Here is a 13,286-nt window from a genome sequence, read left to right as displayed (position 1 = left end):
AATTGATCCCCAAAGTCATTGGCATTACAGCCAGGCAGCAAGCGAACAAATCCCGATGAGCTTACATAAGTAAGTGATTCGGGTGACAAATCTGCTGGGAGCAGATTTGAACGCTGCTTGCAGCGGCCTCACAGAGGCGAGGCTCATGGATGGGCCGAGTAACGAACGCAGCTAACAACGCTGTAACGGCAAGGACGAAGGGGATTAGGCGATATTTAAATACTTATGTGTCTGCATCGACAACCGCCAGTTCTTGGCGATACAGGTTTCAATACAAAGCTTGGTCGCCTCGTCTTTCTGGCTGATGGGCTGTAACGCAATAATCCGCTTTTTATCATCCGTCAGTGTTTCCAGCAGCTGCTCAAGTGCTTCGATATCCCGTAAACGCCCCACCGGATGCTTAATTTCATCTGCGCGCTGTAATGCCTGAGGCAACACTTTCAGTCCACCGCGCATATTCACTTTTGGCGAAACTGTGACCCAAGTGGCGGCGGAACACTGCACTTCATGCGTACCGCTGGTTTCAATCTGGCAACTGTAACCGGCCTGTTCCAACTGAGTCGTTAAAGGGAATAAATCGTAAATAGCAGGCTCACCGCCGGTGATGACTACATGGCGAGCGGTATATCCCTGCTGAGAGAAAATATTTAATAATTGCTGTTCACTGGCGGTTGCCCAGGCATCACTTTCCACCGTTTTTACCATGATGCGCTGCATATCGACTTCCCGATCGGCCTCTTTTTCCCAGGTATGTTTGGTATCGCACCAGCTACAACCGACTGGGCAGCCCTGCAAACGCACGAAAATCGCCGGTACGCCGGTGAAGTAACCCTCGCCCTGCAAGGTCTGGAACATCTCATTAATCGGGTACTGCATCAGTATCTCTATCGTCATTCAAACCAATGGGCGATTATCGCAGATTCCATAGCTGTGACCAAACTGGTAACACCGTCGCTACCAGTTTGTTTGTATCAGACAGTTACTCAATCACACCACAAGCCATTCGTGCACCGCCACCGCCCAGAGGCATTGGATGGTCGGCATAATTATCCCCACCAGCATGGATCATCAAAGCATGTTGCTTCAGTTCAGAGAGTGATTTCAGCCGTGGAGCCAATATCTGATAAGTAGAAGTCCCATCGGCATTCACCACCAGCCCAGGTAGGTCGCCTAAATGCCCTTTATCATTGTACGGCCCGAGATGAGCAGCGGTTTTTTGTGGGTCAAAGTGGCCGCCAGCGGTAAGTGCGGGCACCGCTTTACCGTCTTTCTGCCCCGGTGTACAACTTGGATTTTCATGCAGATGGAAACCATGAATACCCGCTACCAGCCCAGTCAGGTTCGGTGTGAACAATAAACCATAAGGAGTTTCGGTTACTGTCACGGTACCCAAAGCTTTACCATTGCCTTCCGGTAGCGCTTCATTCATGGTCACAGTAACCTCTGCTGCCAGCACACTGCTGGTAAAAAGCATTGCGGGTAACACTAAGTATTTCAGTTTCATCAGTTATCTTCCTTTATGCATTATTGCCGAATCATTCGAGTAATGATTAATTATAACTGGCGGTGAATTATCTGCACGGCCGTGGTGTGTTAGATGTGAGTCAGATGAGGTCGTTCCTGCGAGATTCAGATTAATCTCGCAGGAAACAAGCGGTAATAATAGGTTAGTTTTAGAAGAGTCAAACCAGCAAGCCGGTATTTAACGTTAACTCACGGCCAACATATCACCGAGACTTGCCCACGCGTTAGAATTGGTTGGTGAGTTATATGAGCAGAGCATTTCGCTATTTTCCAGGATAGATGACATTAGATACGTTAAGGGGGAGAAGTTCCCTTCAGATGAAATATTACTCTTCTGAGATGATATTACCGTGGAGTTAATATTGTTCGCAACAGGTTTGTATTTTCCTGCTGCCTCATTAACCGCTTTATCAACCAATTTAACTATCTCATTCTTATTATTAAACATATCGAGGCATTCATCAAATGTCTGGTTTTCTTGGCACCCTTTTGGGCTAGCCATTATCATTTCACCACCAATAAATTGCTGTTCGGTATTTTCTCCAATTTCACGTTTAATACGTTTTTCAACTATATTCGTATCAATTACACTGTTTTGAGTTTCAACATAAGCCTGTTGAAATAAGACATCTCCATTCGCGACTTTTTTTAATAGATCGTCAGATGCCTTATTTTCAGCCAAAACAACCAAGTTTGAAATTTCCATAAGTCCATAATTGTGTTCTGGCGAAAGAAAGCTAATTATTTTTTTATGATCCTTTAAGCGAACATTCTGAAAAATGCCCTCGATATTCATTTTGTCAAAAATCACATCATTCGTTTCTTTAGATAAATTCAAGTATAAAATAAAAGATTTACTCACACCTTCATCTATTTAAGATTTCTGTCTGTCTAATGCTGATCTATTTTCCGATATATTGGTGCCAACATTAATTCTGGATATCCCTCTCTCAGATTCAACTTCACCACTCAAGGTATCTTGAACACTGGATGCTAACTTATTATTTATGTCTGGTTGGGTATTTCCATCTTGACGTACGCCCCTTGCATACCTAAAAATATCTTCTGAGGATAATTCCTTGTTTCTAAGCTTGTTGCATATTGTTTTTATCTCATTTCTCCTCACTTTAAATACATGAATAAGATAAGCATCGCTGGCTGTCACTTCCCCCTTAGCAACCGAGTATAATAACTCATCGGATACACCGCCGTTAACCAAGGTGATTAACTCTACTGCACTAAAACCCACATCATCCTTTTTTAAGCTAATAAATTCAATTATCTTCTTGCGTAACTCACGGGGCTTACCTGAAAGAACATCATTGGAGTCTATAATCAAAGAACCTGTAAGTGTATTATTTGCTTTGCTTCCTTCAATACTAATATTGTAGTTATATTGCTCCAAAAAGAAATTCGTAATAGACGGAGCATGATTTAGCATAGATAAATCAAATTTCCCTCTCACTAATTTCTTTAAATTATCATCACCAATACCATTAGCTATTAATTTATTTAATACAACAATGGATTTATGGAAAACTATTTTATTGTTATATGCAAATCTTGCCAGTTTTTTACTAACGCCATAATCCTCTACAGCTCGAGCTATCTTTCTATTTTTCTCTATGATATCTATCTTGGTTTTTTTATTTGAGTTTTCTTTTTTTTGATTAGGGGGAGAAGAGACTATCTCCTCAGAGAATGGCGGGTTCAATCCACTCGCATCTCGCTTAGAGAATGAAGTTTCAGTTAACGAGGTATTATTAGTAGACTGTTCTTTTAAATTTTGTAGTATCGCCTTTTCTCGCAATAAAGTATCCGCATCCCGAGACAATTTTTTTACATCTATCTCGTGGGGAGAATCATGCTTGAGAAATAAATCATTTATCTCATTTTCATTAAATCCGATGTTAATAAGAGAGTAAACAAGGCTATATTTACTCTCATTTTCAACAGATTGAAAAATTAACCCTTTGGATACACCAGAGTCTTGTAATACTAACATCCTCGCTAAATTATAGCGTCTGGATGAACCATCGGCTTTATTCAAGTAATTATCAAAATCAGATTTACTCAATTTTGGCAATAGGTGATGAAAAAGATCTGATAAACTAGACTTTCCGCTAAAATCACGTTCCATAACACTATAAATATAATCTCCTTTTATTTTAACAGCATTATTGAATTCACTTCTTTTGTTTTCAAAATTATTATAGCTTAATGATGATGTATTTTCAGATAGTATAGATGAGAGATCGCTCATATAAATCCTTATAAATGAGTAGATAGCTAATATATTTTCATATGGTCACGCCAATCTATTCTATCTAAAATAGGTTTAATGCCATCTCAAATTATCTTTATAAATATTATTATTCTTTAGCGCCAAAATACTGCCATAAAAAATCTATGGTCACCCCCGTTTTTGCAACACCGATTTTGATTTATGATGGGCTTGCTTAAATCTATTCGGCGTCTGGTGGACAAAAATGTCCGCGCCATGATGAGTTCCGCACCTGATGAACCTTAAAAAACCCGTCGGCTTCAAAGAGCCATTTTTTGTGTCAGGTTCATCATCAGGCCGCTGTGCCGTTCATGTCATCAATAATCAGTCGTCGCAAAACCAGAAAGTCACTTGGTAACTCATTGAGCTGACAGTAGATTTACTGTTGGCTCTTTTATTTACTGAAGACGGTTCCTTGTGTGGTGACTGCCCAGGCTATTCGCGCCAGTTTGTTCGCTAATGCGCAGGCCACCACATTCGAGTGATGTCGTGTCAGTTGCCCATTAACCCACTCCGCCAGTCGTCCTGACTGATACTCCAGCCGTTGCATATAGACCCGCGCGCACTGCACCAGTAGCCGTCTCAGATTTTTATCCCCCCGCTTGCTGATGCCCATCAGGGTACTTTTCCCGCCGGTACTGTATTGGCGGGGTACTAATCCCGTTGACGCAGCAAAATCCCGGCTGCTGAGGTAGTTTTTCCCATCTCCCAGTTTGGTGGCGAGCAAACTGGCAGTGCTTGTCCCGATACCGGGAATGGTGAGCAGGCGTTGTGCTGTTTCATCATCGGCCAGATGGTTTTTTCACTCTCTTTCGATTTCTTCGATCTGTTCACAGAGATAGCCATAATGCTGATGAAGTCGGGTGAGCAGTCGCACCAAATAAGGCGGTAGCTCGTGCTCCTCAGGCACAGTCGCCAGTCGTTTTATCACCGCAATACCGCGTGGCATGCTTATGCCAAACTCAAGTAAAAAAGCATGCATTTGGTTGGTGGCTTTGACCCGCTCCCTCACCAGTGCATCGCGGACACGATGCAGAGCCGACATGGCCTGCTGGTCTTCGGTTCTGGGTGTCACAAAGCGCATGGAGGGACGGGAAGCGGCTTCGCATATGGCCTCAGCGTCGATGAAGTCATTTTTATTAATTTTAACAAAGGGTTGGACAAACTGCGGAGAAATGAGTTTGACCTGATGCCCTAACTGGCTGATATGACGGGCCATAAAATGCGCCCCGGCACAGGACTCCATCGCGACAATGCAAGGCGGGCAGGTGGCGAGAAACTGGGTGAGTTGAATGCGGGAAAACCTCTTGCGTAATAATGTGTTGCCGTGTTTTTCCTGGCAATGAATATGGAATGAATTCTTACCAAGGTCGATGCCGATGAGCGTAACGTTTTGCATGATGATCCCTCCAAAAAGAAAACCCTGTCAGCTTACCGCTCACAGGGTGGGGGTGACCATCTCATTAACCCGCCGAAGCGGGTTTTCCATCAACTTTAATCAAAGCTAAGGCACAGTAATTACTGGCCTTTGACTTCTTTCAGGCCGTTGAATGGTGCGCGGTCGCCCAGCGCTTCTTCGATACGGATCAGTTGGTTGTATTTAGCAACACGGTCAGAGCGGCTCATAGAACCGGTTTTGATCTGGCCTGCTGCGGTACCTACTGCCAGATCGGCAATAGTGGCATCTTCGGTTTCGCCTGAACGGTGAGAGATAACCGCGGTGTAACCTGCATCTTTCGCCATCTTGATAGCAGCCAGAGTTTCGGTCAGAGAACCGATCTGGTTGAATTTAATCAGGATAGAGTTAGCAACACCTTTCTCGATACCTTCTTTCAGGATCTTGGTGTTGGTTACAAACAGATCGTCACCAACCAACTGGATTTTGTCACCCAGAACTTCGGTCTGGTATTTGAAGCCAGCCCAGTCAGATTCGTCCAGACCGTCTTCGATAGAGACGATTGGGTACTGTTTGGTCAGGTCTTCCAGGAAGTGAGTGAACTCTTCAGAAGTGAAAGCTTTGTTGCCTTCGCCAGCCAGAACATATTTGCCATCTTTATAGAATTCAGATGCAGCACAGTCCATCGCCAGAGTCACGTCTTTGCCCAACTCGTAACCAGCCTGTTTTACCGCTTCAGCGATAACAGCCAGTGCTTCGGCGTTAGAACCCAGGTTTGGCGCGTAGCCACCTTCGTCGCCTACCGCTGTGCTCATACCTTTAGCTTTCAGAACCTTAGCCAAAGTATGGAACACTTCAGAACCGATACGAACGGCTTCTTTCAGAGTTTTAGCGCCGACTGGCTGAATCATAAACTCTTGAATATCAACGTTGTTATCAGCATGCTCGCCGCCGTTGATGATATTCATCATAGGCAGTGGCATAGAGAATTTGCCTGGGGTACCATTCAGTTCAGCAATGTGCTCATACAAAGGCATGCCTTTAGATGCTGCTGCTGCTTTCGCTGCTGCCAGAGAAACAGCCAGGATGGCGTTAGCACCAAACTGGGATTTGTTCTCAGTACCGTCCAGATCGATCATGATTTTATCGATATTAGCCTGATCTTTGGCATCTTTACCGATAACTGCCTGAGCAATTGGGCCATTTACTGCTGCAACGGCTTTCAGAACGCCTTTGCCCAGGAAACGGGATTTGTCACCGTCACGCAGTTCCAGTGCTTCACGGGAACCAGTAGAAGCACCTGATGGTGCCGCAGCCAAACCAACAAAACCGCCTTCCAGATGAACTTCGGCTTCTACAGTTGGGTTACCACGGGAGTCGATGATTTCGCGACCGATGACTTTAACGATTTTGGACATTAGATTTTCCTCAGTACAAGTTAAACTAAAACTCCAGACAGAGGGGGCGACATCGCTGCCGCCCCTTCTACCAAATATTTTATTTCACCTGGCGCTTCTGATACTCACCAGCCGCTTTCACAAAGCCAGCAAACAACGGGTGACCATCACGTGGCGTCGAAGTAAATTCTGGATGGAACTGACAAGCTACAAACCACGGATGATTTGGCAACTCGATAATCTCCACCAGTTTGTTATCCGCAGAACGCCCTGCTACACGTAACCCGGCGGCTTCAATCTGCTTCAACAACATGTTGTTTACTTCATAGCGATGACGATGGCGCTCAACGATGGTTGGCTCGCCATACATCTGACGAACCAGGCTACCTTCAGTCAGGTGACATTGCTGCCCCCCCACTCGCATGGTACCGCCCAAATCGCTCTCTTCCGTGCGAACTTCAACGTTGCCGTCTTCATCACGCCATTCGGTGATTAATGCAACCACCGGATACTTACAGTCTGGCACAAATTCTGTGGAGTTCGCATTTTCCATTCCCGCTACATTGCGGGCAAACTCCATCAGTGCAACCTGCATACCCAAGCAAATGCCCAGATAAGGAATATTGTGTTCACGAGCATAACGTGCCGCCAGAACCTTGCCTTCCACACCACGGTAGCCAAAGCCACCAGGAATCAGGATAGCATCTAATCCTTTCAACATCTCTTCGCCGCGCGTCTCAACATCCTGTGAATCAATCAGCTTGATGTTCACCGTCAGGCGATTTTTCAGCCCGCCGTGCTTCAAGGCTTCAATCACAGATTTATAGGCATCCGGCAATTCTACGTATTTGCCGATCATCCCAATGGTCACTTCGCCACCTGGATTCGACTCTTCGTATAATACCTGTTCCCATTCTGCGAGATTTGCTTCAGGACAAGTTAAGCTGAATCGTTTACAAATATAATCGTCAAGGCCCTGTGATTTCAATAGCCCTGGGATTTTATAAATGGAATCAACATCTTTTAGGGAGATAACCGCTTTTTCTGGCACATTGCAGAACAAGGCGATTTTAGCCCGTTCATTAGCAGGAACTGCGCGGTCAGAACGGCAAATCAGCACATCTGGCTGAATACCGATTGAAAGCAGCTCTTTTACCGAATGTTGCGTTGGCTTAGTTTTCACTTCACCAGCCGCTGCCAGATAAGGAACCAATGTCAGGTGCATATAAAGCGTATGCTCGCGGCCAACATCAACCGCCATCTGACGAATAGCTTCCAGGAATGGCAGGGATTCGATATCACCTACGGTGCCACCAATTTCAACCAATACCACATCGTGGCCTTCGCCGCCTTCGATGATACGTTCTTTGATTGCATTGGTGATATGAGGAATAACCTGGATAGTCGCACCCAGATAGTCGCCGCGGCGCTCTTTGCGCAGAACTTCAGAGTAGATACGGCCAGTAGTGAAGTTGTTACGGCGGGTCATTTTAGTGCGAATGAAGCGCTCGTAATGCCCTAAATCCAGATCGGTTTCAGCACCATCTTCGGTGACAAAAACTTCCCCGTGTTGTGTCGGGCTCATGGTGCCCGGATCCACGTTGATATACGGGTCCAGTTTCATGATGGTAACGTTGAGGCCACGGGCTTCAAGTATAGCCGCCAGAGAGGCTGCGGCAATGCCTTTACCCAGAGAGGATACGACCCCGCCGGTCACAAAAATATAATTAGTTGTCATGCTGAACCTGAGAGTTTAGGTTTAAAGACGATGGAAGAACCAAGACGGGAAAGTAGTATACCCGAACCTTGGTTTCGCTACAAACTATCTCCGCATCAGTGGCCGTTTTCGCCGTTTTTTCTGTGCGGAATATCGTCTTGCTATCCGTTATAATTCAATATATTAACGTAATTAAAATTCAACAACCATCCATCAAATGAATTAAAACACCTTACATTTCAGTTTCTTGCTTTTTAACTTGCTGCCAGGCAGATTCCATTTCATTCAATGTCGCGCTCTCCATAGTCTTACCTGACGCCGTAACTATTTGTTCTACCTGACGAAAACGACGTTCAAACTTACGATTTGCCGCCTGTAAGGCATTTTCAGCTTTATGGCCTAAATGGCGAGATAAGTTGACGGTGGCAAACAGTAAATCACCGATTTCCTCACCTAACTTCTCCTCATCCACCACCGCCTGGCGAGCTTCAAACATCACTTCATCGATCTCTTCGTAGACTTTATCCAGCACCGGTCCCAGAGTGTCCCAATCAAAACCGACTGATGCGCAACGTTTCTGGATTTTATGCGCTTTCATCAGCGCGGGCAGCGCGTCAGGGATATCATCTAATGCCGAATATAAGGCCTTTTCCGCCCTTTCCTCGGCTTTACGCGATTCCCACCCTGCCAATGCAGTGTCACTGCTAATTATAGCGTCTGAAACGTTTTGCGGCGCATCAGGAAACACATGTGGGTGGCGGCGTACCAACTTATCGCTGATGGCATGACAAACATCATCGAACGCAAATAGCCCTTGCTCCTGCCCCATCTGTGCATAAAACACTACCTGAAACAGCAAATCCCCCAATTCATCACGAAGATCGTCAAAATCCTTACGCTGAATCGCGTCAAGCACCTCATAGGTTTCTTCTAATGTATAAGGCGCGATAGTGTCGAAAGTCTGCTTACGATCCCACGGACAGCCGTGCTCCGGGTCACGTAAGGTACGCATAATGTCCAACAGACGTTGCAAAGCTAAGGCGGTGGAGTCAGTTGTAGGATGATTTTGATTCATTATTTTTCGCTATAGTCAGTCGAGGCGTAGTGAGCGCAGGCAGATTGATTGCGGCCAGCGCACAGCCCCCGGAATGTACACGTAGTACGTGAGGAGGGCGAGCACTGCCCAATATCAATATGCCAAAGCGCAGTAGCCGTTTATATCCTTCGCCCTTAAAGTCGCAGGGTTGTTAGCGGCGCTCACGCACCCGAATCACTTACCTGAGTAAGTTCATCGGGATTTGTTTGCTTGCCGCCTACCTGCAACTCCAATGGCTTTGGGTATAGATAATTTCAATTGCCGTGGAGCCGACGGGCATCTATCACATCCGGCAACTGATTCAGCTTAGCCAGCACTCTACCCAGCACCTGTAGATTGTAGATCTCGATATCCATATCGATGGTTGCCATCATCTTTTTGGTATCACTACGGCTGGCAACCCCCAGTACATTGACCTTTTCGTTCGCCAAAATGGTGGTGATATCACGTAGCAAACCACTGCGATCATTGGCGGTCACCCGCACCACTAATGAATAGCCACTGGAGTAACTCTCGCCCCAGACCGCATCGACAATCCGCTCAGGGGCATGGGATTGCAATTCAGCTAGCTGCTCGCAATCAGCGCGATGAATGGATATCCCCCGCCCTTGGGTGATAAAGCCAATAATCTCATCACCGGGGATGGGTTGGCAGCAGCGGGCAATATGGTGCATCAGATTGCCAACGCCTTCGACCACAATGCGCCCACTGTCTTTGCTGGCGTTACGTGGTGGCGGCTGATGCTTATTATTCAGATGGCGTAATGCTTCTAAATCAGCCTCTTCCGCTGTGGGCTTATTCAGTTTGCCTTGCAGGAAGTTAACCATCTGGTTTAGGCGGATATCACCACCGCCAATAGCCGCCAACACTTCATCCATTGAATTCATGTTATAGCGCGGTACCAGCAGCTTCTCTGCCTCTTTCAGGCTGATATCCAGATGCTCCAGCTCGTCATCCAACATCTGCCGGCCAGCAAGAATATTCTTGTCTCTATCTTGTTTTCTAAACCAGTTATGAATCTTGGAACGACCACGGCTGGTGGTCACATAGCCGAGGTTCGGATTCAGCCAGTCACGACTCGGGTTAGGCTGTTTCTGGGTGATAATCTCAATCTGATCACCCATCTGTAACTGGTAAGTAAACGGTACAATTCGGCCACTGATTTTAGCCCCAATACAGCGGTGGCCCACATCGCTATGAATATGGTAAGCGAAGTCCAGCGGTGTCGAACCCGCAGGCAAATCAATGACATCACCTTTCGGCGTAAACACATATACCCGATCGTCAAATACCTGACTGCGCACTTCATCCAGCATTTCACCGGAATCCGCCATCTCTTCCTGCCACGCAATCAATTTACGCAACCAGGCAATCCGCCCTTCGTAACCGGAACGACCGGCGGCGACAGCACCTTCTTTATACTTCCAGTGCGCAGCAACGCCCAGTTCAGCATCTTCATGCATCTGACGGGTACGGATTTGAATTTCGAGTGTTTTGCCGCGTGGCCCAAGCACTACGGTGTGGATTGACTGGTAACCATTGGGTTTAGGGTTAGCAACGTAATCATCAAATTCATCAGGCAAATGGCGGAAATGGGTATGGACAATACCGAGTGCGGCATAGCAATCCTGCAAGCGCTCCACTACCACCCGTACGGCTCGCACATCAAACAGTTCATCGAAGGCCAGCGACTTCTTCTGCATTTTGCGCCAGATACTGTAGATATGCTTGGGACGACCATAAATGTCGGCTTTGATCCCTTCATCTGCCATAGCTTTGTGCAATGTGGCTACAAAATCATCAATGAATTGCTCACGATCGATACGGCGCTCATGAAGCAATTTAGCAATTTGCTTATATTCATCTGGATGCAAATAGCGGAAGCAGAAGTCTTCCAACTCCCACTTGATCTGGCCGATACCCAAGCGATTAGCCAGTGGCGCATAGATATTGGAACACTCTTTGGCCGCCAGCACGCGCTCGTCTTCCGGTGCATCCTTCACTTCGCGCAAATGAGCAATACGCTCTGCCAGTTTGATGACCACACAACGGAAATCTTCCACCATCGCCAATAACATACGGCGCACGTTATCCACTTGCTCAGAGCTCATGGAGTCATTATGGGTCGCTTTCAACTGACGGATGGCATCCATATCGCGCACACCGTGCACCAGATAAGTAATACCTTTACCGAATTGTTCGGTCAGCGTAGCTTCATCCACCACGTTGGCATCCACCAGCGGGAATAGCAGCGCCGCGCGCATACTGTCATTATCCATGCTAAGGGTGGAAAGAATTTCAACCATTTCAAGGCCGCGCCACAGCAACAATGAGGCATCGGGATGGTTTTGCGTCTGCTGCTCACAATACCGCCAGGTTTCGGCCAGGCGCTCACCTGACTGCGGATTAGGAAGCCCCAAACTGGCGATCCAATCGTCGAGAGCAAACTCGCCCGCTGGATTCAAATGTGCACTTCGTACCGCAACCATAACTTCTCCCTACTTTGCGACCCCTGGCTCCTGCATGAACAGCGCCATAGATTCAAGATGCCCGGTGTGGGGAAACATATCCAACATTCGCACCTGAGCAAGACGGTAACCGGCGGCTAACAACACCTGACTATCTCGTGCCAGCGTAGTGGGATTACACGAAACATATACCACCCGCTTTGGCGCCAGTTTAACTATATGTGACATGACCCCGGCAGCACCTGCGCGGGCGGGATCTAACAATACTTTATCGAACCCTTGTGTTGCCCACGGCTGACGACTGATGTCAGATTCCAGATTTTCATGGAAAAAAGACACATTGGGCAACGCGTTATTCAGAGCATTATACTGCCCATTCGCTACCAACGCCGCAACTCCTTCCACGCCAACCACTTCACGAGCCAACTTTGCCAACGGCAAGGTGAAATTGCCCATACCGCAGAACAGATCCAGCACCCGCTCATCAGGCTGCACATCCAGCCATGCTATAGCCTGAGCCACCATTTGCTGGTTGACCGTATCATTGACTTGAATAAAATCACGCGGATGAAACGCTAAGCGTAGACCCTCAATCTGGTAATAAGGTTCCTCACCAATGAGTTTTTCCACATTATCACTATCACCAGCCAGATAGACGGCGACCTGCTCTCGTTTGGCAAAGTCAATTAACGCCGCACGGTCTACCTCTTTAAGGGTATCAAGGTGGCGTAAAACCATCAACGGACCATTATCGGCTAATACCAGCTCCACATGCCCAAGGCGGCGAACAGCCTGCAAGCCCGATAAACATTGATAAAGTGGTAATAACAAGCGCTCCAACTCAGGTCGTAAAACCGGGCAGTGCTTGATGCAAACTAAATCATGAGACTCGGTTTGGCGAAACCCCATTTGCAATCGATGCTGCTTGGGTTGATAGAGCAGCCCTAACCTCGCCCGCCGCCGATAGCCGTATTCCGACCCACAAATAACCGGGTCTAATTGAGGGCAAGCGCCAGCCTCTCGCATAATCAAACGCTGGAGTGAATCTGCTTTGCTCATTTGCTGTAGCTGGCTATTGGCGTGTTGCTGCTGACAGCCTCCACAAATTCCGAAGTGAGGGCAAGCAGGAACCACCCTTTCGTTGCATCGGTTCAACAAACGTTTAAGCTTACCGCGGCTATATTGGCGCTTTTGCTCGGTAAGCTCTATTTCAGCTTGCTCTCCTGGTAAAGCGCCAGGAATAAAGATAGCTTTACCTTGGTGGTGTGCTACCCCTTGGCCAAAAGGGTCAAGCGAGTTTACGGTCACAGTGAGCGTTTGTTTGGTCGTCACACGTCGGTTTGGAGAGTAGAATTGCGCCATATTGATTGATCAAGCATCGGTTTCGTAAGCTGCTAATTCTCC

9 protein-coding genes and 1 pseudogene are annotated in these 13,286 nt (G+C 46.9%); all 10 read right to left on the bottom strand.

The genetic code is table 11. The features are described from left to right. Positions 1–204: 204 nt before the first annotated feature. Positions 205–876 carry a 7-carboxy-7-deazaguanine synthase QueE gene (gene queE / locus FGL26_RS19850; protein ID WP_005167262.1) on the bottom strand — a complete coding sequence of 224 codons (672 nt, stop codon included), beginning with the start codon at positions 874–876 and terminating at the stop codon, positions 205–207. Between the two features lie 103 nt (positions 877–979). Continuing rightward, positions 980–1,504, bottom strand: coding sequence for a superoxide dismutase family protein (gene sodC, locus FGL26_RS19845; protein WP_005167260.1), 525 nt, complete (start codon positions 1,502–1,504; stop codon positions 980–982). Positions 1,505–1,708: 204 nt separating this feature from the next. Next, positions 1,709–2,386, bottom strand: coding sequence for a hypothetical protein (locus tag FGL26_RS21730; RefSeq protein WP_227746651.1), 678 nt, complete (start codon positions 2,384–2,386; stop codon positions 1,709–1,711). A 12-nt stretch (positions 2,387–2,398) separates the two neighbouring features. Then, positions 2,399–3,787 carry a hypothetical protein gene (locus tag FGL26_RS19840; protein ID WP_227746652.1) on the bottom strand — a complete coding sequence of 463 codons (1,389 nt, stop codon included), beginning with the start codon at positions 3,785–3,787 and terminating at the stop codon, positions 2,399–2,401. Positions 3,788–4,202: 415 nt separating this feature from the next. Then, positions 4,203–5,207 (bottom strand): annotated as a pseudogene (locus FGL26_RS19835) (IS110 family RNA-guided transposase). Between the two features lie 119 nt (positions 5,208–5,326). Beyond that, positions 5,327–6,622, bottom strand: a complete 1,296-nt coding sequence (eno, locus tag FGL26_RS19830; RefSeq protein ID WP_005164105.1) for a phosphopyruvate hydratase — start codon at positions 6,620–6,622, stop codon at positions 5,327–5,329. Between the two features lie 79 nt (positions 6,623–6,701). Further along, a complete protein-coding gene (gene pyrG / locus FGL26_RS19825) occupies positions 6,702–8,339 on the bottom strand; it encodes a glutamine hydrolyzing CTP synthase (RefSeq protein WP_005167247.1) in 1,638 nt (545 codons plus the stop codon). 211 nt (positions 8,340–8,550) lie between these two features. Beyond that, positions 8,551–9,393 (bottom strand): nucleoside triphosphate pyrophosphohydrolase, encoded by an 843-nt coding sequence (mazG, locus tag FGL26_RS19820; RefSeq protein ID WP_005167245.1) that lies wholly within the window; start codon positions 9,391–9,393, stop codon positions 8,551–8,553. Positions 9,394–9,668: 275 nt separating this feature from the next. After that, positions 9,669–11,903: a GTP diphosphokinase gene (gene relA / locus FGL26_RS19815; RefSeq protein WP_005167242.1), complete on the bottom strand. Its 2,235-nt coding sequence runs from the start codon at positions 11,901–11,903 to the stop codon at positions 9,669–9,671. 9 nt (positions 11,904–11,912) lie between these two features. Beyond that, the gene (gene rlmD, locus FGL26_RS19810) at positions 11,913–13,244 is read right to left on the bottom strand and encodes a 23S rRNA (uracil(1939)-C(5))-methyltransferase RlmD (protein ID WP_005167240.1); all 1,332 of its coding nucleotides are present in this window, start codon (positions 13,242–13,244) and stop codon (positions 11,913–11,915) included. Positions 13,245–13,286 lie beyond the last annotated feature (42 nt).

This window comes from Yersinia enterocolitica subsp. enterocolitica, from assembly GCF_901472495.1.
Lineage (GTDB): Bacteria > Pseudomonadota > Gammaproteobacteria > Enterobacterales > Enterobacteriaceae > Yersinia > Yersinia enterocolitica.
Note: the sequence above shows the minus strand (reverse complement) of the source record. Positions and strands in the feature narration are given on the sequence as shown.

Coding starts and splice junctions, on each gene's coding strand:
- queE (WP_005167262.1), bottom strand. CDS start 876: ATGCAGTACCCGATTAATGAGATGTTCCAGACCTTGCAGGGCGAGGGT.
- sodC (WP_005167260.1), bottom strand. CDS start 1,504: ATGAAACTGAAATACTTAGTGTTACCCGCAATGCTTTTTACCAGCAGT.
- FGL26_RS19840 (WP_227746652.1), bottom strand. CDS start 3,787: ATGAGCGATCTCTCATCTATACTATCTGAAAATACATCATCATTAAGC.
- eno (WP_005164105.1), bottom strand. CDS start 6,622: ATGTCCAAAATCGTTAAAGTCATCGGTCGCGAAATCATCGACTCCCGT.
- pyrG (WP_005167247.1), bottom strand. CDS start 8,339: ATGACAACTAATTATATTTTTGTGACCGGCGGGGTCGTATCCTCTCTG.
- mazG (WP_005167245.1), bottom strand. CDS start 9,393: ATGAATCAAAATCATCCTACAACTGACTCCACCGCCTTAGCTTTGCAA.
- relA (WP_005167242.1), bottom strand. CDS start 11,903: ATGGTTGCGGTACGAAGTGCACATTTGAATCCAGCGGGCGAGTTTGCT.
- rlmD (WP_005167240.1), bottom strand. CDS start 13,244: ATGGCGCAATTCTACTCTCCAAACCGACGTGTGACGACCAAACAAACG.